The sequence below is a fragment of the Citrobacter sp. wls711 genome (genome assembly GCF_005281055.1).
GTDB classification, from domain to species: domain Bacteria; phylum Pseudomonadota; class Gammaproteobacteria; order Enterobacterales; family Enterobacteriaceae; genus Citrobacter; species Citrobacter gillenii.
Genome location: NZ_SZXC01000022.1, coordinates 159167 through 183233 on the forward strand (window position 1 = coordinate 159167; position 24067 = coordinate 183233).

Genomic DNA, 24067 nt, shown 5'->3' on the forward strand with positions numbered 1-24067 from the left:
GACGTGTCATTAGTGATGATAACAAAATGAGTGTCACACGTTTTTTCATCCAGGATATTCATATCCTGAAGTGCCAGCATCGCTGGCACTTTTTTATCGACCTGGAACAGATTACCGGGCATCAGCAAGCTCTAAAGCCGCTTCCTCTTGCTGGGCATCTTTTCGCTGTTGTTCCAACTCCAGCGCGCCGCGGTGAGACAAGTAGCAGAACACGATGCAGCAGACGATCCCCCCCATCAGTAGGTAAAATCCCCCGTGCCAGCCCATTTTGTCGACCATCACACCAAACAGGCTGGTTCCTAGTGATGCACCAAAAATGTAGCTCATAAATCCGCGTAACCCTACGGCTGAACCGACGGCGAAGCTGGGGACGATTTCCATGGTCTGCACGGATGCCAGGAACTGAGGAACGTAAATCAGGCAACCGACAATGGCGGCGAAAATAGTTACCATCACCAGGGATTCACTTTTCCAGTAGCCGATCAGGCAGACGAAGATCAGCGCCATACAAATCATTGCCAGCGGCATCCTGCGACCCTTAAACAACTTGTCGGTAAGCCAACCGGCCAGCAATGTGGAAGGAATGGCCGCCCATTCAAAAAACAGAAATGCCACGCTCATTTGTTCTTTTGAGAAGTGTTTTTCGGTAAGCAAGTAAATCGGCAACCAGCTGATCATGCCAAAACGCACCATATAGACAAACACGTCCACCAGAGAGACATACCAGGCATTTTTATTACGCAGCACGTAGGTGCAAAAGATCTGGAAGGCGCTCATATTCTCCGGTGCCTGGGTGACCTGTCGGGCGTTGAGCACGACTTTTTCTTCCGGCATCATTTCTTCCAGCGGTGGTAAACCTTCTTTACGTGGCGAACCTTTACCCAGCATTAGAACAATAAAGGCAAATAACACGGCGATACAGGCGGGGACAATATAGCTGGCGCTTTGCCAGTGTTCGCTACCCAGAATGGCAAAAGCGGTGCCTACAATCGGGGCGACAATACCGCCGCCAACGTTGTGCGAGATATTCCAGAAGGCGCCAACGCGTCCGCGTTCTTTACGTGGGAACCAGTTGGCAATAGTTATAAATGAGGGGCCAACGCCCATCCCCTGGAATAAGCCGTTGAACACTACCAGTGTGGCAAATATCCAGAATCCGGTGCTGAAACCTAACCCGACGTTCACGATGGCGCACAAGACCAGACCGCATGCCATAAAGACTTTGGGGCTGGCCTTATCGGCCAGGCTGCTCATAATACCCTTACTGATCCCGTAGGCAATCAACATGCAACTGCTGAGCAGACCAATTTGGGTGGCACTGAGATCCAGATGTTCTTTCAGGTACGGCGTAGAGAGTGTGAAGTTATTACGTACAATATAGTACGCAAGATAGCCGAGAAATACGCTAAGTAGCGCCTGCATCCGGTATCGACCATATGTCGCCTGGACTTGCTCCGGCGGGACTTTATTTGCCGATGGCCCTGTCTTAAATATTGAAAGCATATCATCACCTAAATTTATATTGATGTGAATATCAGGAGTTTTCGTTGTGCAGGGTGAAATAAACGGTGATGGAATTCAACTCGATGAAATGTGTCAGTATTGACTCAACTTAACCAAAGAATGACTAATTTTGACTCTTTTAAATTAACAGAGGTGTGTGTTTTTTATTTTTAGCGGGAATTTATAGCCAGCATGTGCGGGTACTAACAATTTTAATCGGTAATTTAAGGTATTCTGTACCCATGCTTTCGCTTTCGGCTTGGTTATTTTTATAACCACCTTACCTTTCCCCTGAGTTGGGGTAAACGGGTAAGTTTTGTCTCAATATTATTTTTCGAACATGTTGGTATTTATGAACGGGATCACAAACAGGCTTTGCGACCAGGGGCGGATGATCATCCTGTCGCTTTGTTTTACGTTGCTGTCTACGGCCAGCCAGGCACAGGGTAAAGAGCTCGTCATGGCCACGACGTTCTCCCCTGGCGCGACGGCATGGATTATCCAGCAATGGCAAACCGAGCCAGGGTCGGTCATGATTCGTACGCTAAACCGCACCAGTGCCTCTCTGGAACAACTGCTCGATACGGCGAACGCGGACAATGTTGATCTGATTTTGACCTCCTCTCCCATGTTGTTGCAGCATTTGCAGGAGCATCAGAAGCTGGCTCCGTTTGATAATGCGCTGCCAGAGAGTCAACGCCTGGTGCCGGAGTCCATCCGTTCTACGTCCGTGGCGGTGGCAATATCAGGTTTTGGCCTGTTGATTAACCGTTCTGCGCTGGCGGCGCGGCATTTACCGGCTCCGACTGACTGGGGGGATTTAACGCACCCCCGGTATCAGGGCGCGCTGTTGATGAGTAGCCCGTCACGTTCGGATACCAACCATTTGATGGTGGAATCACTGCTGCAACAAAAAGGGTGGGAACAAGGATGGGCGACGCTGCTGGCGAGTGCCGGCAATCTGGTGACGATTTCCTCGCGCAGTTTCGGCGTTGCCGACAAAATTAAGAGTGGATTGGGCGTCGCTGGGCCGGTGATTGATAATTACGCCAATCTGCTGCTCAACGACCCGCATCTGGCGTTTAACTATTTTCCGCATTCCGCGGTGTCGCCAACTTATGTGGCGGTGTTGAACAATAGCCAGCATGCCGGTGAAGCCCGTCGTTTTATTCGCTATTTATTGAGTCCTCAAGGGCAGCGGATCCTTGCCGATGCGAATACCGGGAAATATCCGGTCACGCGGTTGCCCGCCGATAATCCGCGTGCTGCTCAGCAGGCCATTCTGATGGACCAGCCACCACTAAATTATCGCCTGATCCTCAAGCGGCAGCAGCTGGTGCAGCGGATGTTTGATACCGCCATCAGTTTTCGTCTCGCGCAATTGAAGGATGCCTGGCGAGCGCTGTATAGCGCCGAAGCGCGGCTAAAACGGCCACTCCCTGAAATACGAGCGTTATTGACCAGCGTCCCGATAGACGCCAGCAGTAGTGAAGATGAGGCCTGGCTTGCGCAATTCGAGAATAAAAGCGTTGCTGAACAGCAGATGATGGAATGGCAGCTATGGTTTCTCAAAAACCAGCGCCAGGCTATCGCCAAACTGGAAGAATTAAAATGAAGGGCGGGTCGTTACTGCAACGTCTTCGTCAGCTTAGCATTAGCAGCAGTCTGCGCGGGGCATTCCTGACAGGGGCGTTGCTGACGTTAAGCGTGAGTTGCGTCAGTCTGTATTCCTGGCATGAGCAGAGCTCGCAGATCCGCTATTCGCTGGATGACTACTTCCCGCGCGTCCATTCCGCTTTTTTAATTGAAGGCAATCTCAACCTGGTGGTGGATCAGCTCAATGAGTTCCTGTTGGCTCCCAATACCACGGTAAGACTGCAACTGCGCAACCAGATAATCCAGCATCTGGATAAGATTGAGGCGTTAAGCCGTGGATTGCAGCCCGCGGAACAGCAGCAACTGGCGGTCATTTTGCAAGACAGCCGTACCCTGATGACGGAGCTGGACAGGGTGCTCTATAACATGTTTCTGGTGCGAGAAAAAGTAAGTGAATTGTCTGCACGCATAGATTGGCTGCATGATGATTTTACGACCGAGTTGAATTCACTGGTGCAGGATTTTACCTGGCAACAGGGAACACTGCTGGATCAAATTGAGGCCAAAAATGGTGATGCGGCGCAATACCTGAAACGTGCCCGGGAAGTGCAAAACGAACAGCAGCAGGTTTACACACTGGCGAGAATTGAGAATCAAATCGTCGACGATCTGCGTGACAGGCTGAACGAGCTGAAGTCCGGTAGCGATGACGGTATGTTGGTGGAGACCCACATTCGTTATCTGGCAAATTTGAAAACAACGGCGGATGAAAATATCCGTACGCTGGATGACTGGCCCAGTACCATAACGTTGCGCCAAACTATTGATGAGTTGCTGGAAATTGGCATGATGAAAAATAAAATGCCCGACACAATGCGCGACTACGTGGCGGCGCAAAAGGCCCTCGTTGATGCTAATCACGCCAGAGAAGCGACGCTTGGGCGCTTTCGTACCTTGCTTGAGGCGCAACTGGGCAGCAGTCATCAGCAAATGCAGAGCTTTAATCAGCGCCTGGAGCAGATTGTTCGCGTCAGCGGCGGGCTGATTCTGCTGGCGACGCTGCTGGCGCTGCTGCTCGCCTGGACGCTCAACCACTACTTTATCCGCTCCCGACTGGTGAAGCGTTTTTACGCTATGTTCGCCAAGGCAGGTATGCACAACCTGTTTTACTGCTGCGCTGGCTCGTTGTAAGCCCGTTCCTCTGGTAGCAATCAGCACATCCTCGGTGTTGCTGCGGGTATGGTTGCCACCGTTCATACGGGTTTCACGGTCCAGCATTTCAAGCAGATCGTAGAAGTCCACTAGTTCTCCAGTGCTCAACGCCTTATTGAAGCGATCAGCAGCGTTCTGATTCAGCTTCACCCACGTAAAGCCCTTCATCGTTCTGACACGGAATCCCCATGATTCAGCCAGCTCTACAGCCTCGCGGTTATGGGTCCCGGTGTACCACATCGCCAGAACAGCGTTTTCAGCAGCCACTTTCCATATTGGAAGGCGTTTAAGTTCTTCCATGCTCATAGTGCTGTAATGATTACAGGCCGCACCATTACTGATTCTGTTGCCGTATTCCCACGGAGGATCACAGTAGATAAGGTCGTATGTCATGCTGCCCTCTGCTTTTTCAGTTCGCGGGTTTTACGGCGGTAAGTAGCCGCAATATCTTCAAGCTCTTCTCGTGAGTAGTGCTTCGCCTCGTGCGGACCTTCCAGCCATTCCACCAGCGCAAGACCAAACCATTCGATCAGCGTTGCTCTGTAGCGTTCATGTACCGTCTTGTTTTTAGCGGTGAAGCGCCCAGCGCCACCGTTACAAGCTTTGCACTGATGGTGAGCATTCATCTCTTCGAACCGGAGCTCAGGCCGTGCACCAACACTTAGAAAGTGCCCACAATCCCACTGGCCACCGAATATCATTGGAGGATGGTAGTTCCCGCAGGATGGGCAAGGTTTCCCCTCATCGCGCTCGCGGATGAAAGCGTTAAACGCCGTCTGCGCCTTACTAACAAAATACCCACGAGGCTGGAGCGCCTTCTTGCGAATCTTCAGGCTTGCTTTGCTCTCCTGTGCGGCTTTTTTAGCTTTTTGCGCTCGGTTGTAGTCAATGGCACAACGAGGGCCACACACTTTTTGAAGGTTACGAGTAGGTGTGAAGGTTTCCCCGCACTGAGCGCATACCTTCGGCTTGTAGGTTTTCACCTTTGCCTTTACCGGCTTTTTCATTGCTTCATCCCTCTGTGAAATACCCACTCGTAGACTTCGGAGCCATTGTTCAGCAGGTCGTTGAAATCCCCCTGGGCAGGCCAGCGGACGGAGACAGTCTCCAGATCGTTTTTTGCGTGGAGGTTTGCAGTTGCGCATTCAAAAGCAGCGGCATGACCAGCGGCGTTCGCGTCGGCATCAGCAAAAATAATGAGGTTCTTTACCCCGGCAGGAACGCGGAACTTTTTCATGAAAGCAGTGTTCATCGTTGCCCAGGTGTTGCACTTGGTGATCTGATGGCAAGACAGCGCTGTTTCGATGCCTTCTGCAATGCCGAGTGTCGAGGCTACGGGGAATAAACGAATAGCTACGGATTTGGCGTACTCAACGTAGCTATCTTCCTGCAGCTTCATCATCTTTTTAGCCGAGCCTTCGGTTTTGGCCTTTTTATCCCCGTCAAGCAGAGTGCGGTGCAGGTAGCAAAGCTCTCCTTTGTCATCTGTAGCCAGCGCATAAATAGCCTGGAGATTTTTCCCGTCTACGGGCTGTTTGTCGCAGTATCTGATGCTCTCAACCGGAAGGGAGTTAATTCCCCTCCCTTTCAGATAGCCTTCAGCACCAGTACCGCGTAGCGGGGTGAGCTTTGCAAATTTACGACTTACCTTTTCACGCTGCTGCGCCAGCGAGGTACGCGCTGGGTTTGTGGTGGTACGGTCTGAGGTATATTCGTTTCCGATCAGCCGATCCACTTCAGATGCCAGAACCTTAAACTCTTTCCCTGTCTTAGCTGTTAGTAATGTCCAACCATCACCAGAGCCACACACACAGATATAAGACCCGGTACCATTTTTATCGTCACAGCGGAATTTCCCGGTACGACCACACAGAGGACATTCCCCCTTGAGATGGTTTTTCCCGGTAATGCCAGGAAGACCAAAGTGTTTATAAATTTCTGCCCAGCGGCCTATTGCTGCTTTCTTGGTATTCATGCCGCTTCTCCCTGGTTCTCTTTACGCTTAGCAAATGCGATCAGTTTTGATTTGATGAAATTCGATACTTCAGGTGTGGTTTGCTGTGGGGTGTGGTGTAACCCCCGAGGCCATACGCCGTATTTTTGTTTATAGGTATGAGCACACCAGCCGTCACTGACAGGTCGTCCCTGCGCTGCGCGGGTGCGCTGATAGAAAAGAATTTGTGACCACCATGATTGCTTCTGCTCAGTGGTGTACTTAACTTCCGCTTTGCTGACCTTTGTCAGCCCTCGGGATTTATCCGTTTCAACGTCTTCCCCGGCGAGTGGCTTAAATCCGCATTTAGGGCAGATATAAATACCCGCTGGTTTAACGAAGTGGCACTGGCTGCATTCTTTCGGCAATTTCTCCGCTTCATCGGCTTTTACGACGCGCTGGGGAGCTTCTTCCATGCCGTCCGATGACGATGGGAGGTAGTCATATTCAATATCGTCCGGGTAGCCCAGCTTGTTCACCGTGCCGCTGTGGTCGAAGATGAGGCAATGATCTTTGCCAGGGGCAGCGCGTAAGCCGCGACCCAGCGTCTGAATCCAGCGAATTTCACTTTTGGTCGGACGGGCAAAGATGATGCAGCGAACATCGCTGTCGAACCCGGCGACCAGCACACCGACATTCACGATTATTTTGATAATGCCCTGTTCGAATCGGCGGATCACCAACTGGCGTTCTTCATGGGGTGTGCTTGCCGTCATGACTTCAACGGTTACCCCGGCACAAGCAAATTCCATCGTGACGTAGTTCGCATGGGCTACATCAACACAGAAACAGATTGTTGGGCGGTCCTGCCCGTTCTCCAGCCAGTTTTTCACGATGTCGCCAACTAGCTTGGCTTCGCTCATGACTTTGCTGAGCTGGCCTTCTTTGTAGTCACTGCCATAACCAGAGACGTATGACGTTTCCACCCCAGTCAGATCAGGATGTGAGGGAGCGTAAAATTCATACTTACTCAGTGCGCCAATAGCGATCAGCTCTTTCATCGTCGTAGGTTTGATGAGGCACTGATAGTAATTGCCCAGAAACTTGGCGAAAGGCGTACCGGAAAGACCGACCACCTTCGTTTTTGTGTTGCGGTTCAGGTTGTCGATGACCTCCAGCAGCTTTTTGCGCTTCAGGTGGGCTTCATCAACGATCAGCAGGTCGATGTTATCCGGGAACTCACGACGAATAAGCGTATCGGCACTGGCGATCTGAATCAGCGCAGTCGGGTTGTATGACGGATGATCACGCCAGACGTAACTGATCTCTTCGCCAGGAAGGCCATATTCCATGAATCGTGCCGCTGTCTGGTCCAGCAGAACGGTATACGGGGCCACAAACATTACTCGCATCTGACGACTAACAAAGCCGTCAGCAATCAGTGCAGCAATCGCCGTTTTCCCAAACCCAACCGGGGCATACAGCATGAAGGAGTTATTTTTCTTCCAAGCGCCGCGCAGCATATTCAACGCGACGATCTGTTTTTCGCGGGGTTGGATGTTAAGCATTGGCTGATACCTCCCCGAAGGCCATAGCCACCAGCTCAGCAATCACAAACTTGGTGCGCTGGCGCTGTATTGACAGCGTAACGGTTTTAGTGCCGTCTTTGCGTTCCCGGCCTTTCAGGAAGCCGCCGTGGATATGGCGAATAAAATATTCAGAATTGGCAAGGTGTGGGATGCTGCGTACACGTCCCAGTGAGCTCACTTCGTACGCTTTTGCGTAAAGCTCTACCGGCACTGGAGCCCATTTTTCGTTAACGTCTGAATAGTTCATCTTTCAACTCCTTTGGATGGCTAAACGTCTGGATTTCCGAGCGACGTTTTTAACCCCATACAGTGATCTATCTGTTAGATCTGCTTCTTCTGGTAAAGCTGTTCCAGCCCTTCGGGCTAAACCCAACACCGCCCCCTTTCCCCCAAACCCAAGACTAAAAAATCAAACCCTTGGTGGGAGCGACGTATAACCCTGAACAGCCGGGGTATACCTCGTGCAAAACTCACGTAAACGGCGGTTAGCCGTTCGCCTGGCTGCGTTATCTTTCCGGAATGAAACCGGTTCTGTGTCAAACGCCTCTTGCCACGCTTGCGAGTACGCTAAAGCGATTTTTTCCCGTACTCCTACGGGCAGTGTTGCCAGCTTCTCTCGTATCCATGGCCCGTCCTCACGTGAAAAGGACGCAGGTAGGGCTATGTAGTTAAATTCGTTTTGGTGCATTGGCCCTCCGGCGCGATTAGCGCATTGGGCGATCGACTATTCAGTCAGGGGGACGGACGGCATCCTCGGGAACACAGAAAACGCGAAACAGCAGGGTCAAGTGCTCTTGCAACTTAGCCATCACTTGATAACTGTTCTCTTCGATTTGGGCCCGTTCGTCAGCATCAATAACGCCGTCTGCTGTGGCCTTTCGGATGTACTGAGAGTGCTTGCCAATCCACTCGATTGACTCCATCAGGCGCTGATTGACATCGCCGTAATCAACATCATCAAGATCGGCCAGAGGAACGAAGACCCCCTGAGAGTGTTTGGCAATGGCATCAGCTATGTAGCTGGAACCTCCAGCACGCTGTAAGACCATGGCCCACCCGAGAGGGAAAATCTGGTCGCCTTCCGTTCTGAGGCGGTTAAACAGAGCATTCTCCGTCACACCCAACCACTCAGCGGCTTCGACATACCCACCAGGCAAACCAGTAATCGTTTTTTTGATTGCAGCCACCAGCCATGCCGGTTGTCGTTCTACTTTCCACTCTGGTTGATTACCCACGACTCACCTCTTAATGCTGTGGTTACTGTCACGCTGCAGATTCGTTAGTCTTGCCATATGACTTAGGGTCAAAGGCCAGCGCTCCGTTTGTTTGCTTTTCGGCTAACAATGCGTATTGCCAAGGAACAACTTCCTTCCAAAGGCTTACGGTCGATTTAGAAACCCCAAGCGCCTTTGCAGCAGCTGTCGCCGTTCCAAAATGGTTAATCAGGTCTCGCTTTAACATTTCCCTCTCCGAGGTAAGAACAATGGAAAGAAGTTTAACGTTTCAAACTAAAAATAGTCAAGATTTTAAACTCCATTTTGTTTGATTATTTAAACATGAACACTGAAAGCATGAGCGACCGCATTGCGCGGCGCATGAAAGCGTTAAAGCTGAAAAGTACCCACCTTATGGCGGCTACTGGAGCATCAAAGGGCACTGTAAGCCAATGGGTTAACGGTGGGACTGAACCGTCTGCAAAATTTATAAGCAAACTTGCAGATGTTCTTGGTGTGAGCGAGCGCTGGTTAACTGAAGGTGGTTTAATCGAAGAGACTACTGGTAATGCTGAACCCGGCCCCGACCTGCGACGTCGAGTTCCTTTAATTTCATCAGTACAGGCAGGTAACTGGAAAGAGATGATTCAAGGTAATTGGGAAGAAGTTACTCAATGGATCGAGACTACCGCGAAGGTCTCACCTTATTCATTCTCCTTGCGAGTATCCGGTGACTCTATGTCTGCACCTTCAGGTAGTGGGATTTCACTCCCTGATGGCTCGATCGTTATAGTTGACCCAGAAGTAGAAGCAACAAATGGAAGAATCGTTGTCGCTCGTATTAACGGGACCAATGAAACCACAGTTAAAAAACTGGCTATTGACGGCCCAAATGTCTACTTAATGCCGTTGAATCCAGCATTCCAACCCATATCGATTGACTCTACCTGTGAGATTGTAGGTGTCTGTGTACGCGTAGAAATGGATTTGCTTTAAACTATTAAAACTCCCTTCTAAACAAACCAGCCTCGTGCTGGTTTTTTTTCGTCCCATCTTATTTTGTTTAAACATTCAAACAAAACCATTGACAGGTTGGTTTGAAAGATTAAACTCAATATCACGAACAGCGAACAAACCGAAACAACCATAACGGTTAGTGTTCGTTGCCAGATGCGCATAGCACCGCGCCGCTCTTTAACAATATGAACACTTACAGCGTCAATGACCTGTTTAGACCCCTACACGTAAACGTGGCGTAGCACCAGGCGCGATCCGGTTGGTGTGAGGTTATCCCCGCGCGAGAGCGAGAACGGCGTGAGAATGGGCAACACTGGCGAGAAGTCGACGCTGAACTAATGATTTATTCCAGCCCATTCATCGAGTGGGCTGGGCTAAATATGATGTGAAATACTTTTAGCAGTGTATGCTATCAAAAACTATCAGGAGACAAACTTCTTAAGAGCTTCCACCTTTCTAGTCTTCAAAAATTTTTTGAGGTCATCCTTTGACAGAAGCTCTTCAAATTCCTTTTCCTTATCAATTAGTTGAACTAAAAAATCATCAGCTTTCATTCCTGTGCCATTAGCTTGCATAAATGCCAGTGCAACTTCTTTTGATGTGAATTTAGACATAAAAACCTCCTTATCTTAACCGTTGATGTTTAAGTCTACGGTATTACTTTAACAGTGAAAAGAGAGGAGCCTGCGAACCATGAGAGAACGAACATACAAGGAATATACTGCATGTCTTGAAGGGGAAGCGCTGTTACTTAGTGATGCTATCTGCTCACTTCGTAAGTAGATGCAGTTGACAGAAGTTCCTCCCGGTTACCCGGGAGGATGTGTGAGAAATTATGAGCAGTACTTCTTCACGATTAACATAGTGATGAAAATCAGTGTCGCTGTAACTGGTTCACAATGACTCAGCAGCAATGACATGATTAAGTAATCATATTGGGTCATTTACGTTTCCACGCCTACCCTTGCGGGTAGTCTGCTGAATGAATTCTCAGCATCCATATGTTCTCACATTCAACGATACCAAAAAAGCCTTAAGACCATAGGAATGCTTTGGGGTGTGATGAATTGCAGCCCTCAGAGGCAAGCCGAAGATAAGCGCCGGCCATCTCACCGCCAAAACATTTCCACAGTTTCGATGTCAAAAGCTTTGTGAACACTTAGAAACCAGACGAAATGCACACATTCATTCTGTTCCTTTGTGTCAATCATTTCAGGGGGTTATAGTGCCACTATCCAAGCGGTCACTTGAAGGCGTTCCAATGGCAAATGCACAATATGAGAAAGGAAAAATCATACTTGAGTACACTAAATCCCAGGTCAAGAAAGCAGGGGAGTGCATACGAAAAGGAAATGGTGATATCGATAAATCAATCGAGATTATCCAGCAGTATAGAGCAGCTCACCTTTACCCACTGATGATCATTAAAAATCTAGTGTGGAAGCATGCACAGAAAATAAACAAAAATGCTATCATTGCACGTAGATTGAAACGTCTTCCTACCATTATTGATAAGCTACGCCGTAAAACTCTTGATGGAAAAACGCCCAATTCTATAGCTGTAACCCGAATGAGTGACATTGGTGGTTGCCGAGTCATCGTCGATAACCGGTATGAGTTACTTTTATTAGACTCATCACTAGATAAAAGTCGAACCACACATAAATCTAAGGTTAAAGATTATATAAAATTTCCAAAACAGACTGGGTACCGAGGTATTCATAGGATTTATAGTTGTTATGCTAAAAATGAAACCCATCAGTGGAAAGGGTTTGATATAGAAGTACAACTAAGAACAAAGCTCCAGCATTTGTGGGCTACCACAGTAGAGGTTGTAGATTTATGTGAGGGACGTGCCCTTAAAACCAATCCCTTTGAATCAAACCCGTCCTGGATTGAATTTTTCCAACTGATGAGTGAATTTATCGCTGATGAGGAAGGATTTATATTCATAGCCCCAACAGATAAAAACAGAATAAAAGAAAGACTAATAAGCCTTAACCAAAAACTAAATGCGATTGATAAACTACGTTCGTTCAATAGACTATTCTCAGATAAAAAACTAAACCTTTCGGATAGAAAAGGTGGTTTTGTTATCATTGCACTGAAGAACAACCATATTTATTTTCAGGTTTTCGCGCACAGCCAAAAACATTTAGCCATAGCATCCTACTCTGACGTTGAAAAGGATGAAGAAGCTAATGGTTTATTTGTTGAAATGGATGATTTAAAAAAATTATCATATGCCTACCCGAACTACCTGATTGACACTAAGTATTTCATTGACAAATTTGATACTTATACGAACTCCAGTTACTGGGCTAAGTCCCGATAGCATTTTATTCATTCCCACAAGGCCACATAAGTGGCCTTTTTATCGAATATACCTTCATTTACTGTAACCTGAACAACAACTTTCTTTGGCGGCCATCTGGTCTTCCACCAACTCACAGGAGGAAGAAGATAATGTTCTGACAGATAGCCGCCCTTTTTATTCAATATGTCCGCTTCCGGTGTCGGCTGGGACTCCCTACCCAGCGCGGGTTCAACTCCTGCCAGATACCTAATCAAATGGTGACTTATATGACCTTCCGTAACGTTAATTTTTACTACGGCGACCTGATGCGCGTCACTCGCGGTGTGCAGGCTGTTCGTAATCCAAAAACAATCGCTAATTTCTGGCGGCGTAGCTGGTTATGCAGGTTACTCACTCAGAAAGGCGATCCTCGTTTATAACTGGAGATAACTATGTCAGAAACAAAGAACACCACACCATTCAGCCAGCAACTGGCTTATATCAATAAAGGCACACTGGATGCTGAACTGACTGAAGCGCTGGCCGAAGTGATTAAAGCAGTCCGTGAAACTGGCAAGAAAGGTGCGGTTACGCTGACGCTCAATTGCGCCATGCTGAATACCCGTGACGAAAACACCATGAAAGTCACGCCAAAAGTAACCCGAACCATCCCTGAACTGGACCGCGCCGATACCATCATGTTTGCAACCGCCGATGGCGATCTACTTCGTGACGATCCTGCGCAGACACAGCTTGATTTAAAGGTTATCGAACCTGCACCACAAACAGCACCTATCAAGCTGGCCCAGTAATACCCACCAAACAAATCATTCCAATCTGATAAGGAAATATTCAATGTCTCAAATTGAAGGCTCAGCCGTACAAGAAATTCGTGATCTGGCGGCATCCACGCTGTTAACCAAAACAGACATCCCGTCTATTGTTGTGCCGGAAGGTTTTGAAGTTAGCTCTCTGGAGCACCTGCAGCTTGCACCTTCCCGTATCCGCCAGAACGTAAACCTTATCTCACCGGGTTCACTGATCGCTTATATCCAGCGCTTCCGTGACGAGCGCACCGTGGTGTTTGCCGATAAAACGAAAACGCGCATCGTTGCAGTTCTGGATTTTCACCAGAACGCGAACAGTGCGGCATGGGGTACGCACAAAGCTGTTTACGACTGCCCGTTCTCCGATGACTGGAAAGCGTGGGCCGCTAGCGACAACACCAAAATGAACCAGATCGACTTTGCCGAATTCCTGGAGAACAACATCAAAAATGTTGCCCCAGTCGGAGAAACCTACGCTGGCCCGTCCGGTACAGAACTGCTCGAAATGGTGCTGGCCTTCCAGGAAACTCGTAAATCTGAGTTTAAGTCTGTTAAACGCCTTTCTGATGGTACCTGCCAGTTCCAGTTCAGTGATGAAAAATCAGGTTCTGGTAATACCAAAATGCCGGAAAAAATCAGCTTGGCAATTTCGCCATTCCACAACGGCTCTCCTTACCAGGTCGATGCACGTAGCTGAACCAAGTGACCTTACCGAATGGGCTGACATGCAATTCCTGTTATGGGATGCGCAACGTCGTGCCGGTATCAGAGATGAGCAGATTACCCAAGCGATGGTAGAAAAGCTGGCGGTTAACAAACTACGTCAGTGGCCTGAGCCGAAAGACGGAGAACCTCGTCAACACATCAAAACATCTCACCAGAGCGTGTTAGAGCGAAAAAAGTAGATCGTTGCGATACCTGTTATGAAGGTGCTCGCGGCGGATGTAAAACATGTATTTTTAACGGTAATTTTTGATGAGGTACTCATGACTACTACCGATTTTATGGAAGAGCAGGAAGTATTTAACCTGCTTGGTAAAAAGAAAACCGCTGTATGGCGTTTACGTAAAGACCATGGTTTCCCTATGCCTGTTTTGACATATCCAACGCGTTACAGTCGAAAGGCTGTTACGCGTTGGATTGAAGAAGGTGGAGTAAATCGGTGTGTATGATAAAAATCAGGGCATCTAATTATTCCTGCATCTGTTTTTCAGATAAAATGGCCAGTACACAGCTGGCCGCTTTTATATTATCATATGTATTTCTTACTAAAATCTCATACAGTTTTACATGCTCACCAAGACATTCACCACCGTGAATTTTATTCAAATGAAAATACTGCATATAATTAGCCTGATATCTAACAAGTCTATTCCTCCCCATTTGCAACTCATGAGAAGCAAGGTCGATCAACTTGCTTGGTGGTATGTTGAGTTTTAAAAAGCCAATAGCATCGTATCGCCATGAGTTTTTTTCAACCTCATACTTCCACATATCTAAATAGCCAGAATCTTTAAACACCTTAGATATACTTTCATCATAATTCGGAAATAAAATAACGTACTCAATTACCTGCTCTAGGGTTTGGATATCTTTCCCCGTAATACACCTGACGCTTTGCAATATAGAATTAGTTATTTCCGTTTGCCTTTGAATCGGATTTCTTTCGTTTGCAAACTTAATATCTTGTTTCGTTGCCATTCTAGCTACAATTGCAGTGTAGGATACTTTCTCAGATTCAATTATATCTTGCGGGGTACAATAATTAATATTTTTAACGAGAGAAACATCTGCATAATCATATGACTGGACTACAAGTCTTGAACAATACTGCCGATTTTCTTTTGCTTTTTTTGGTATTTTTAACTTTGCATTCACTGCTTCTTTTACAGAGTAACTTGTTCCAATTTTAGATCTAGCAAAATCACAAGCCTTTTCCTTTTCACTTAGGTTACAATTCACCCTTACAATAGCCACGTTTCCCTTAGACGGAAACAAAAGACGTTGTAAATTACCAGAGTGTACCCCATTCGCATCCGAGTGAATGTAACTATGATCACCAACGTACAGCATTGCATGTGAAAATTCACTTTGCGTAGCAAACCTAACCGTCTTGCTCACTGCGGTGTTTTCTGAAGTTAATATTATATCGCCTATTTCAAGTTCATCGCCTGGCATTAAGTACATATTTGCACTCCATTATTTAAATATATAACCAGATTGAACAAGTAAAAAAATCAATCAGCCAAGTGTTTAACATGCCACATAAGCTTCTCGGCATAAAGCTCATATGCTTCTTTCTGCTCCACCAGCCAATCGTGTTTGTTATACACAGCCATCACCCCTCCCAGTTCATGCCCCAGCATCTTTTCAGTGACATGAGGCATAACCCCCTCCCCTGACAAATTCGTTACCAGAGAACGTCTGAAGTCGTGCGTTCGCCATTCTGGTATATCAATTTTATCCCTTAACTTTTTCATGTAGAGATTTGCTGACGAACGATCTATGGCCTTGTCCAGTTCCTGACCGGGAAAGAGAACATCGTTACCTGAATTAAGCAGCCTTTCCACAAATGGCTTTACTTGATCGAAAACAGGCCTGCGAATCACATTTCCCATCTTGGAATGCTCAGCTGGCGTTGTCCAAATCAGATCATCCATATTGAACTCGCTGGCGGTAGCAAGGCGAAGTTCCGACAACCTTGCCCCCCAAAGCAACAGAAGCTGATGAAGTACCTTGTTAGAGGTAACGATCTTGTTGTTTTCCAGCGCTAACCATATTTTTGCCAACTCGGTATAGGTGAGAACCCGGCTACCGACATCAGGTTTCTTGCCTATGTTCTTAACGCTGAGCTTCAAGACTTCGCATGAAGCGATTAACTGTCTACTTACACACCAATTCATAACGGATCGGAGTTGGAGAAGCAGCACTCGCGCCTTTTTCCCGTTTTTCTTTTCCTGCTTATCGAAGAACCTTACCCAAGCCGAAACAGGAATATTCACTACCGGTGCATCTGGAAATTCTGTGTACATGGTGTTGTACACAACTGACTTGTAGAGCGTCTGTGTATTAGGTTTCAGCGTTTCAACATACTTGGTCCACCACTGATCGAGACACTCTTTGAGCGTGAGCTCTCCATCTTCTTTGGCGAAATAATTTTTAGGGTTTAGCCCCTTGAGGTACAATTCACGCATCTCTCCAACAACAACGCGAGCCTCTTTGAGAGACATAGCAGGGTATCGGCCAACAGTAAGGCGAACTGGCTTACCATTCCAACGGTAACGAAATTGAAATGTAATTGTTCCGGTAGGGGTTATGCGTACACTTAGCCCGTCACCATCTGTGACTTCGGGTGCGCCGCTGTAGGGCTTAGCATTGATGCTGCGAAGTTTGGTATCACTGAGGGCCACGGCTCTGTATCCTGTACACACTGAATTTCAGCATTCTGTACTCAATCTGTACGCAATGGCAAGTGAACGAAGTGATTTTCTAAGCGAAAAGATAAGAAAGGATAGAAAATAAAAGGAATGAAATGCTTGATGATACGGGGAATGATAGGATAACATGCGAATCGAGCTGAACGCTTGAAAATCAGTTAGATATATGCCCCCTTAGTTAAATGGATATAACGAGCCCCTCCTAAGGGCTAGTTGCAGGTTCGATTCCTGCAGGGGACACCATAGCCTTCCATTTTATCCCCGACGCTTTGCAACTCCCCGCAATCTGGCATCCCCCCGGACGTTAAGGGTATAATCCTGAGAACTCTTTTTACTGGATTTAGAAACGAACATGACAAAACTCACCCTACAAGAGCAGATGCTTAAAGCTGGCTTAGTCACCAGTAAAAAAATGGCGAAGGTGCAAAGAACGGCGAAAAAGTCGCGCGTTCAGGCGCGTGAGGCCAGAGAGGCGGTTGAAGAAAATAAAAAAGCACAGGTTGAGCGTGATAAGCAACTCAGTGAGCAGCAAAAGCAAGCTGCCCTGTCGAAAGAATACAAAGCTCAGATTAAGCAGCTGATTGAAATGAATAAAATCACCATTTCAAGAGGCGATATTGGTTATAACTTTACCGACAACAATCTGATTAAAAAAATCTACGTTGATAAAGTTACCCAGACTCAGTTAATCAAGGGGCGTCTTGCCATTGCGCGTCTGGCCGCTGAAAGTGATCGCGAGAGCGAATACGCCATCATCCCGGCGGTGGTTGCCGATAAGATCGCGCAGCGTGACGCCAGCTACATTGTCTTAAATTGCGAACTGAGCCAGGAAGATAAGGACGAAGATGACCCGTACGCTGACTTTGTCGTACCTGATGATTTGATGTGGTAAGAGATATGGCCAGATGATTTTCTGGCCTCCGTTCGAATATTTCGATGAGCGCTAGAACTTATAGTGCTCTTTACTCAGCCCGTATTTTCGCATTCTCAGATACAGCTTCTTACGCGGAATTTGCAGATACTCTGCCACCTCATTAATCCGCCCCTGATGAATATTGAGCGCTTCCGTAATGATTTGTCGTTCATACTCTTCTACCCGACGATCCAGCGGGGTCGGCTCGGGCATATGCATCTGCGGGTTGGCGGTTTCAGCCAACGGGAGTAACCCGACGGCAAACAACTCTGCGGCATTTGCCAGTTCCCGTACATTGCTCAACCATACTCGTCGCCGCATGCCTTTTAGCAATTCCCCGTCGACTTCAGGCACGGGATGGTTTAACCGCAGACAGGCTTTATGCAGGTAGTAATGAAATAACGGCTCGATGTCGTCCGGGCGCAGAGACAGCGGTTGGCAGGCGATTTGCGTCATGGCAAAGCAATAATAGAGTTCTGCCACAATCTGGTGGGTTGCCGCCAACTCCACCAAGGACGTCTCCCCGATCCCAATCAAGCGAAAAGGACGCCGCTCCTGACTTTGCAACTGCACCAGATGGTGCTGCTGCTCGCGCGTCAGGCATTCAATATGGCTCAGTACCAGCGTTCCCCCTTGAGCCTGATCAATGAGCGCGTTGAGCTGAACCGCATTTCCGGATGTCAGGTCTGCACGTATAAATGGCCCGTGGACATTGCGCCCAAGCTGATGCAGATACCGCGCGCCCGTCATGCGTCCTGTTCCGGGTTCACCATAAAACCAGACGGCGATATCCGTTTCTGCCAGTTGCTGTAGCCGCTGGCGGAATTGCGTTGCCCAGTCACTGTATCCGATCAGTTCAACCTGTAATTTCTGCTGGCAGTAATGACGACGCGCAATTACGGACCGCCTCTGACGCAGGGCATCCTCAACCTGCGCCAGCAGCTTGCCAGGATCGACCGGCTTTTGCAGAAAGTCCCATGCGCCTTTCTTCACTGCATCCACCGCCATCGGGACATCGCCGTGCCCGGTGATCAGCAGGATCGGCAGTTGATTATCATCCTGATGAAACAGAGTCATCAGATCGATCCCCGAACAGCCTGGCATACATACATCGCTTAATACGATCCCTGGCCAGTCGGCAGGCATCAGATTTCTGGCGTCAAACGGATTGTTACAGGCCAGGACGCGATATCCTGCCTGCTCCAACAATAACGTGTAAGCATCGAGCACATCGGCATCGTCATCAATCAGCAGAACAGAACATTCATCACTCAACATCATTTACATCCGTCAGGTTGAATTGCAGGACTACGCAGGCATTGCGCTCCAGCGTCGACGCCAGGCGTAACTCACCGTTCATTTGCGTCATTAACGATACACAAATCGACAAACCAATGCCGAGACCCACATCCTTACTGGTCGTAAATGGCTTCAATAGCGACGGTAACAACGCCTGAGGCCAACCGGGTCCGTTATCAGCGATCAATACGCACAGCGTTTTGCCCTGAGCCCGCCAGCTCACCTCAATTTTAGCCGTAGCCGGACAGGCGTCGAGCGCGTTTGAACGCATCTCTCTGTGCAACGGTGGTGTGATATGTCAAAAACAACCAAACAGCCTGCCGCAGCTGAATTAAATGCTGAAGATGTTGTTAACGATCTGAATGCTGAAGGTATCAATTCGGCGGAGGTTATCGCCGCCGACGTTCTCAACGCTGGAGGCGAAAGCGCAGGCTCTGAGGGGGATGATTCTGATGAGGAAGAGAGCGCTGATCCTGAATATGTTGTTCTTACGGGAAATAGCATTCGCCATAACGGTGAAGTCTATCGTGAGAACACCATCATCCCGGTAACAGGGAAAGATGCGGAACGTCTTCTGAACGCCGGAATTATCGCTGATGTCAGCGTGTTGCGTCAGCGCGTTCTTGCTGCGAAGCCTGCGGTAACTGTCACTACGGGGTAATGCCATGGGGGTGGACTGGGATTTACATCTCTTAAGCCCGTTACATGGCATTTTTGGCGATGAGCATGAGTACCGTCCTAAAGGCGGTACCCCTTTTCTGATTAACGGAATTTTCGATCGTGGTTATGCTGCCGTGACTGAAAATCTTGACGGTGATTCAGCAATAAATACAACGAACCCGGTTCTCGGGGTACGCGATGCGGAGTTCATAAACTTAGGCAGAGCACTCCCGGTGGTATCCGATCGTGTGTTAATTAAAACCGTAGGCGGAAAGCCTGTTAATCAGTTGTTCGTCGTGATGAACGTTGAGCCAGATAGCCATGGCGGATCGAAACTTGTACTTAACGTAGCGAAACAACGATGAATGCTTCAGACATTCGAAAGATGGTGGTTCTGGCTCTGACCAACACCACAGACGCGGCTGCTCGTGTCTTTTCTCCGCGTGACTGGCCTACATCTCCGGTGGAATATCCTGCCCTACTCATCCAGACCCCTTTCGACCATAAAAAGGCGATGGGGCGAAATACGCCGTCCTTCACTACTGTGACAACTGTCCGTATTACTGGTCGGGTACAGGAGTATGACGGTGAAACGGATGATGATGGGGCGATGCGCGCAGAAGTGGCGCTGGAAGACTTGCGTGAGCAGGTAGAGCGAGCAGTCATCAACAGTTATGAACTGACCCGGAAAATACAAAAGTACGCTGAAGTTCGCTCAACAATCAACGTTGATGCAGACGGTGAGGCTCATATGGGCCAGCTGCTGTATGAAATTGATATCGAACATTACCAGGGGCCGGAAGATTTCTACCCGGTTGAAACGGTTCCCCTGGAGGGTATGGATATCACGATCGTAATGCCAGATGGCACCCCGCAACCTGGGATTAGTATCAACCTTCAGGAGTAAATCATGTTTGTAAAACCGAATAATGGGCTCAGCGTTCGCTGCCCCGTTAAGGGCACCTCTTTGCCGAAAGAGGGCGCAGAAGTCCCGGATAATACCTTCTGGCGTCGCCGCCTGAGTGATGGTGATGTGGTTGTGGCGAAGCCGAAAGCCGCTGCAAAAGGCGATTCACAAAAAAATGAGGGAGATACTGAATGACTGTTCCATTCGCTCGTGTTCCCGATAATCTGCGGGTCGGGCTATTTTTCGTTGAGTTTGATAACTCAATGGCGAATAACGCCACAGCAACGCAGCGTACCCTACTTATCGGTGGGATGCTGGCTTCAGGCTCAGCAACAGCTGGTATTCCTGAACGCGTTTCCTCTCCTGATACAGTCGGTGAGCTTGCCGGGAAAGGCAGTATCCTTCACGCCATGATGACGGCGTATCAGAAAAACGATACAGCAGCGGAAGTCTGGATTTTGCCACTGGAAGAAGACCCTGACTCGATGACTGTTGCAACGGGTTCGATTAAGGTCACCAGCGCACCAACGGCAACCGGTGTTATTTCACTGTACATCGCTGGTGAGCGGATTCAGCTTACCGTTGTGGCAACGGACACTGTTGCTTCAATTGCTACGGCTCTGGCCGCTGCAATTAATACTAAAAATATCCTCCCGGTGACAGCCAGCGCGGCAACTGAAACCATCACACTGACGGCTAAAAACCGCGGTCTGGTTGGCAATGGTATTGATATTCGCCTGAATTATCTCGGTCTTCCCGGTGATGAACGCACACCAGCAGGTCTGGAACTGACCATTACTGCTATGCACGACGGCGCAGGAGCCCCCGATCTTACCGGGGCGCTGGCAAACCTTCAGGACCGTACTTTTGACTTCATCGTGAACCCATATGATGACACCAGTTCTCTGGATGCAATGAAAGCCTTCTTATCCGATATCAGTGGTCGCTGGGCATGGGATAAACAACTCTATGGGCATTCTTTCGGTACTACCGCCGGGACCTATGCTCAATTAGGCACAAAAGGAGAGGTGCGTAACAACCAGCACGAAACCCTGATGGGCGTCAACAAATCACCATCACCAACCTGGTTATGGTCTGCCGGATATACAGGCGCTGCGGCTGTCAGCTTGCGTAATGATCCGGGGCGTCCTGTTCAATCCCTGGCTATTTTGGGTGTGCTGGCTCCAGCACTTCAGGACCGTTTTGAACTGACAGAGCGTAACAATCTGCTGTACAGCGGCATTTCTACTTTCACGGTTGATGATGACGGTACGGTTCGTATTGAAAACCTGATCACCACTTATCAAAAAAATGCATACGGCGATGCGGATGATAGTTATCTGGAAGTTGAAACACTTTTCAGCCTGATGTTTGTCACTCGTTACCTTCGAACAGCAGTAACCAGCAAGTTTGGGCGGATGAAGCTGGCTGCTGATGGTACTCGCTTTGCTCCTGGTGCTGCGATTGTTACCCCGAACATTATCAAAGCTGATCAGATCGCCGAATACGGAAAGCTGGTGTGGAACGGGTATGCACAAGACAAAGAGGCATTTGCTAAAAACATTATTGTTGAGCAGAACGCCAAAAACCCTAACCGCGTTGATGTGTTGTGGCCGGGAACTCTCATTAACCAGCTACGTGTTTTCGCGTTACTCAACCAGTTCCGCACTCGTGCTGAATCAACAGGAGCTTAAACGATGGCAGGTGATACTTCTAACCGCCTGGCGGGGACCGCGTACGTCACCGTTAACGGTGTGACGGTGATGGTGGAAGGCTCCTTTAAATATCAGGTGTCTAAGGTAAACCGCACTACCTTATCTGGGATGGATGGCGTTCATGGGTACAAAGAAAAGCCTGTAGCACCTTACATTTCAGCCCGCTTACGTGATAGCGGCGGGACTAACGTCCAGGGTTTTGGCGAGCAAACCAATGTCAACATCGTTGCCGAACTGGCAAATGGTAAAACGATTATTGGTGAAGGGCTCTGGACGGTAAACGTTCAGGAAGTGGAAAGCGAAGATGCAGTTTTTGATGTTCGCTGGGAAGGCCGGGAAGTAACGGAGAACTGATATGGCAGAAATTGAGCGAGTAAAAACTATTCAACTGACGGCTCCTCTTGAGGATTTGACGCAGAAAATCAGCTATACGCAACTGGAGCTGAAAGCGCCAACGCTCAGTCAGGCTGAACAATTTTATGAAAAACAGACATCTTCAACGTCGCTTGCCGCAATGCGCTTGCTCATTGCACTGGTTACCGGCACTCGTGAAAGTGTGCTTCAACCAATGGACTTCATTGATTTTCGCAAGTGCGAGGATTATTTACTCAGTTTTTTGACCTGGAAGCCCTAACAGCCTGGCAAGAAGCAGCCGCTGACGTCACGTTTTACTTTCGATGGACAGAAGATAGGGCGTGGGGAATGACCCGCGCCCGATTGAAATGGTGGATAGCCCAGGCATCCCGGATCAACAAACTCAGGAAACCTGAAGACGATGAGTAATGTCTTTGATTTTGAGCTGGTGGCTAATGATCAGGTCAGTGATGTTATTGACCGTATCAATGAAGCTATCCGTGGGCTTGAACCTAAACTCGATAGAACGAAAGAAGGGCTTCAGTTAGGTGGGCAGGAAACAGTTGATGGGCTGAATGGCTTCATTTCACGTTTTGAAAATCTGTCTAAAACGGCCAGGGACAACGTGCAGCTTATCGGGGATATGGTTCCTCCCTTGAAAATGGTTGGGGAGCTATCTGGTAAGTTGGGTTCACTCGGTATTGCTGGTGCTGCAGGGTACGGGCTTAAACAGGTCGCCTACGGTTTTCGCGAAGCGTCCAGGGAAGCGTATAACCTGGACGTTTCATCAAAGAATGCTGGTATGCGTGTAGACGATTATTCCCGACTTGCTGGAGCGATGCGCATCCTTGGCGCTGATAGTGAAAGTGCCAATGCTTCTATCGATGGTATGGCGAAAACGCTGAAAGAAGCCGCCAGTGGAGCGAATGGGCAGGTACTTGGTGCGCTCGCACAGATCGGTGTTCAGATACAGAAAAATAATGATGGTTCTGTTGATACGCTAAAAACATTACAGGAGATTGCTCGTGTCTTCCCTTCGTTGCGGCCTGAGCAACAAAAGTCCGTAGCCGATGCTCTTGGGCTGACGCCAGAAATGTTGGCGTTAATGCGTGAAGGTGAGCGCATGAAAACGCTACTGGCTAAATCTGATGAGTTTGGGCTAACAATTGATCCTGAACTTAACAAAGAGCTCGGTGACATTAACGGTACTATGAACGAACTCAGTGCTTCATGGGATGGGTTACCCCCGGAGGTGTAGGCCAGACGGGTTTCGCTGTATCAATGCGCATTAAAAGTACCCGGTATTTTTTCCATTCAGACAACGCGGCGGTTTCTTCTTCCGTCGCGATCCCTGCATCAACGGCATCCTGCCGCCATGAAATTTCGGTATCAGCGACTGATTTCAGTGTCTGTCGTTTCTGCTCGGCGCGCTCCTGCTGCTCATCTTTTGTTAATTCTGGATACGGCACCAGAACAGGAAAACCATTATCATCGGGCTGAATCTGACCATTAATTTGGCTGTCTAAAATTCGCTGGCCTTCGTCGTCGCTGATATGCACAACACTACCCGGTATTTTGTCATCGGGAGTGTTGTC

The 24067-nt window shown here is 48.4% G+C and carries 28 protein-coding genes, 1 tRNA gene and 4 pseudogenes; 19 read left to right on the forward strand and 14 right to left on the reverse strand.

What is annotated here, in order from left to right; all coding sequences use genetic code 11:
- Nucleotides 1–111: 111 nt before the first annotated feature.
- Entirely contained in the window at nt 112–1503 is a 1392-nt protein-coding gene (pgtP, locus tag FDW98_RS08345) for a phosphoglycerate transporter PgtP (RefSeq protein ID WP_096756290.1), read from the reverse strand.
- A 391-nt stretch (nt 1504–1894) separates the two neighbouring features.
- On the opposite strand from pgtP, the gene pgtC reads away from it, so the two are divergent.
- Together pgtC and pgtB are read left to right on the forward strand one after the other, a co-directional pair.
- The gene (gene pgtC, locus FDW98_RS08350) at nt 1895–3118 is read left to right on the forward strand and encodes a phosphoglycerate transport regulator PgtC (protein WP_135912847.1); all 1224 of its coding nucleotides are present in this window, start codon (nt 1895–1897) and stop codon (nt 3116–3118) included.
- Nucleotides 3115–4236, forward strand: a pseudogene (gene pgtB / locus FDW98_RS08355) (two-component system sensor histidine kinase PgtB); the annotation flags it as partial. The gene pgtC and the pseudogene pgtB, both read left to right, overlap by 4 nt.
- Here pgtB and FDW98_RS08360 read toward each other — a convergent pair.
- The 7 genes and pseudogenes from FDW98_RS08360 to FDW98_RS08395 form a co-directional block, all read right to left on the reverse strand.
- Nucleotides 4225–4704, reverse strand: a pseudogene (locus FDW98_RS08360) (MT-A70 family methyltransferase); the annotation flags it as partial. The pseudogenes pgtB and FDW98_RS08360 sit on opposite strands and share 12 nt — an antisense overlap.
- Nucleotides 4701–5318, reverse strand: coding sequence for a recombination protein NinG (locus tag FDW98_RS08365; RefSeq protein WP_096756291.1), 618 nt, complete (start codon nt 5316–5318; stop codon nt 4701–4703). The gene FDW98_RS08365 and the pseudogene FDW98_RS08360, both read right to left, overlap by 4 nt.
- Nucleotides 5315–6286: a toprim domain-containing protein gene (locus FDW98_RS08370; RefSeq protein WP_096756292.1), complete on the reverse strand. Its 972-nt coding sequence runs from the start codon at nt 6284–6286 to the stop codon at nt 5315–5317. The genes FDW98_RS08365 and FDW98_RS08370 overlap by 4 nt, the downstream gene beginning before the upstream one ends.
- A complete protein-coding gene (locus tag FDW98_RS08375) occupies nt 6283–7812 on the reverse strand; it encodes a DEAD/DEAH box helicase (RefSeq protein ID WP_096756293.1) in 1530 nt (509 codons plus the stop codon). The genes FDW98_RS08370 and FDW98_RS08375 overlap by 4 nt, the downstream gene beginning before the upstream one ends.
- Nucleotides 7805–8080, reverse strand: a complete 276-nt coding sequence (locus tag FDW98_RS08380; RefSeq protein ID WP_096756294.1) for an NUMOD4 domain-containing protein — start codon at nt 8078–8080, stop codon at nt 7805–7807. Before FDW98_RS08380 ends, FDW98_RS08375 begins: the two co-directional genes overlap by 8 nt.
- A gap of 481 nt (nt 8081–8561) precedes the next feature.
- Nucleotides 8562–9068 carry a YmfL family putative regulatory protein gene (locus tag FDW98_RS08390; RefSeq protein WP_096756296.1) on the reverse strand — a complete coding sequence of 169 codons (507 nt, stop codon included), beginning with the start codon at nt 9066–9068 and terminating at the stop codon, nt 8562–8564.
- A gap of 28 nt (nt 9069–9096) precedes the next feature.
- Complete coding sequence (locus FDW98_RS08395; RefSeq protein WP_096756297.1) at nt 9097–9294, reverse strand: Cro/CI family transcriptional regulator; 198 nt, start codon at nt 9292–9294, stop codon at nt 9097–9099.
- A 110-nt stretch (nt 9295–9404) separates the two neighbouring features.
- On the opposite strand from FDW98_RS08395, the gene FDW98_RS08400 reads away from it, so the two are divergent.
- Entirely contained in the window at nt 9405–10043 is a 639-nt protein-coding gene (locus FDW98_RS08400) for a LexA family transcriptional regulator (protein ID WP_096756298.1), read from the forward strand.
- A gap of 443 nt (nt 10044–10486) precedes the next feature.
- Here FDW98_RS08400 and FDW98_RS08405 read toward each other — a convergent pair whose 3' ends face one another.
- A complete protein-coding gene (locus tag FDW98_RS08405) occupies nt 10487–10678 on the reverse strand; it encodes a hypothetical protein (protein WP_096756299.1) in 192 nt (63 codons plus the stop codon).
- A 647-nt stretch (nt 10679–11325) separates the two neighbouring features.
- Here FDW98_RS08405 and FDW98_RS08410 point away from each other — a divergent pair.
- The 6 genes and pseudogenes from FDW98_RS08410 to FDW98_RS08430 all read left to right on the forward strand — a co-directional run bounded on the left by FDW98_RS08410 (nt 11326) and on the right by FDW98_RS08430 (nt 14359).
- On the forward strand, nt 11326–12399 hold the full coding sequence (locus FDW98_RS08410) for a RelA/SpoT domain-containing protein (protein WP_096756300.1): 1074 nt from the start codon (nt 11326–11328) through the stop codon (nt 12397–12399).
- A gap of 248 nt (nt 12400–12647) precedes the next feature.
- Nucleotides 12648–12800: a hypothetical protein gene (locus tag FDW98_RS23385; protein ID WP_162875782.1), complete on the forward strand. Its 153-nt coding sequence runs from the start codon at nt 12648–12650 to the stop codon at nt 12798–12800.
- A gap of 12 nt (nt 12801–12812) precedes the next feature.
- Entirely contained in the window at nt 12813–13172 is a 360-nt protein-coding gene (locus tag FDW98_RS08415) for a hypothetical protein (protein WP_000005081.1), read from the forward strand.
- A gap of 43 nt (nt 13173–13215) precedes the next feature.
- Nucleotides 13216–13884 carry a DUF2303 family protein gene (locus tag FDW98_RS08420; RefSeq protein ID WP_096756301.1) on the forward strand — a complete coding sequence of 223 codons (669 nt, stop codon included), beginning with the start codon at nt 13216–13218 and terminating at the stop codon, nt 13882–13884.
- Nucleotides 13880–14056, forward strand: a pseudogene (locus FDW98_RS08425) (dATP/dGTP pyrophosphohydrolase domain-containing protein); the annotation flags it as partial. The gene FDW98_RS08420 and the pseudogene FDW98_RS08425, both read left to right, overlap by 5 nt.
- Nucleotides 14057–14173: 117 nt before the next feature.
- The gene (locus FDW98_RS08430; RefSeq protein ID WP_170975200.1) at nt 14174–14359 is read left to right on the forward strand and encodes a DNA-binding protein; all 186 of its coding nucleotides are present in this window, start codon (nt 14174–14176) and stop codon (nt 14357–14359) included.
- A gap of 19 nt (nt 14360–14378) precedes the next feature.
- Here FDW98_RS08430 and FDW98_RS08435 read toward each other — a convergent pair whose 3' ends face one another.
- Nucleotides 14379–15374, reverse strand: a complete 996-nt coding sequence (locus FDW98_RS08435; RefSeq protein ID WP_096756302.1) for a YiiX/YebB-like N1pC/P60 family cysteine hydrolase — start codon at nt 15372–15374, stop codon at nt 14379–14381.
- Nucleotides 15375–15424: 50 nt separating this feature from the next.
- Entirely contained in the window at nt 15425–16597 is a 1173-nt protein-coding gene (locus FDW98_RS08440) for a site-specific integrase (protein ID WP_096756303.1), read from the reverse strand.
- 195 nt (nt 16598–16792) lie between these two features.
- On the opposite strand from FDW98_RS08440, the gene FDW98_RS08445 reads away from it, so the two are divergent.
- A tRNA-Arg gene (locus tag FDW98_RS08445) sits at nt 16793–16867 on the forward strand.
- Nucleotides 16868–16976: 109 nt separating this feature from the next.
- Nucleotides 16977–17516 (forward strand): DUF2058 domain-containing protein, encoded by a 540-nt coding sequence (locus tag FDW98_RS08450; protein ID WP_096756304.1) that lies wholly within the window; start codon nt 16977–16979, stop codon nt 17514–17516.
- A 51-nt stretch (nt 17517–17567) separates the two neighbouring features.
- Here the strand turns inward: FDW98_RS08450 and pgtA are convergent, their stop codons facing one another.
- Both pgtA and FDW98_RS08460 read right to left on the reverse strand, forming a co-directional pair.
- Nucleotides 17568–18815, reverse strand: coding sequence for a two-component system response regulator PgtA (gene pgtA / locus FDW98_RS08455; protein WP_096756305.1), 1248 nt, complete (start codon nt 18813–18815; stop codon nt 17568–17570).
- Nucleotides 18805–19101 (reverse strand): annotated as a pseudogene (locus FDW98_RS08460) (ATP-binding protein); the annotation flags it as partial. The gene pgtA and the pseudogene FDW98_RS08460, both read right to left, overlap by 11 nt.
- 30 nt (nt 19102–19131) lie before the next feature.
- Between FDW98_RS08460 and FDW98_RS08465 the strand changes: the two are divergent.
- The 8 genes from FDW98_RS08465 (at nt 19132) to FDW98_RS08505 (ending at nt 23730) form a co-directional block, all read left to right on the forward strand.
- Nucleotides 19132–19497 carry a hypothetical protein gene (locus tag FDW98_RS08465; RefSeq protein WP_096756306.1) on the forward strand — a complete coding sequence of 122 codons (366 nt, stop codon included), beginning with the start codon at nt 19132–19134 and terminating at the stop codon, nt 19495–19497.
- Nucleotides 19498–19501: 4 nt separating this feature from the next.
- On the forward strand, nt 19502–19861 hold the full coding sequence (locus FDW98_RS08470) for a hypothetical protein (RefSeq protein WP_096756307.1): 360 nt from the start codon (nt 19502–19504) through the stop codon (nt 19859–19861).
- Nucleotides 19858–20403: an ATP-binding protein gene (locus FDW98_RS08475; RefSeq protein ID WP_096756308.1), complete on the forward strand. Its 546-nt coding sequence runs from the start codon at nt 19858–19860 to the stop codon at nt 20401–20403. Before FDW98_RS08470 ends, FDW98_RS08475 begins: the two co-directional genes overlap by 4 nt.
- Nucleotides 20404–20406: 3 nt before the next feature.
- Nucleotides 20407–20598, forward strand: a complete 192-nt coding sequence (locus FDW98_RS08480; protein ID WP_096756309.1) for a DUF2635 domain-containing protein — start codon at nt 20407–20409, stop codon at nt 20596–20598.
- Nucleotides 20595–22097 carry a phage tail sheath subtilisin-like domain-containing protein gene (locus FDW98_RS08485; RefSeq protein WP_096756310.1) on the forward strand — a complete coding sequence of 501 codons (1503 nt, stop codon included), beginning with the start codon at nt 20595–20597 and terminating at the stop codon, nt 22095–22097. Before FDW98_RS08480 ends, FDW98_RS08485 begins: the two co-directional genes overlap by 4 nt.
- Nucleotides 22098–22100: 3 nt before the next feature.
- Nucleotides 22101–22472: a phage tail tube protein gene (locus FDW98_RS08490; RefSeq protein WP_096756311.1), complete on the forward strand. Its 372-nt coding sequence runs from the start codon at nt 22101–22103 to the stop codon at nt 22470–22472.
- 1 nt (nt 22473) lies between these two features.
- A complete protein-coding gene (locus tag FDW98_RS08495) occupies nt 22474–22752 on the forward strand; it encodes a phage tail assembly protein (protein ID WP_096756312.1) in 279 nt (92 codons plus the stop codon).
- Nucleotides 22753–22893: 141 nt separating this feature from the next.
- Entirely contained in the window at nt 22894–23730 is an 837-nt protein-coding gene (locus tag FDW98_RS08505; protein ID WP_226794612.1) for a hypothetical protein, read from the forward strand.
- Here the strand turns inward: FDW98_RS08505 and FDW98_RS08510 are convergent.
- The coding region (locus FDW98_RS08510; protein WP_249935699.1) for a tail fiber assembly protein at nt 23693–24067 on the reverse strand (375 nt) is incomplete at its 5' end. The two genes, FDW98_RS08505 and FDW98_RS08510, sit on opposite strands and share 38 nt — an antisense overlap.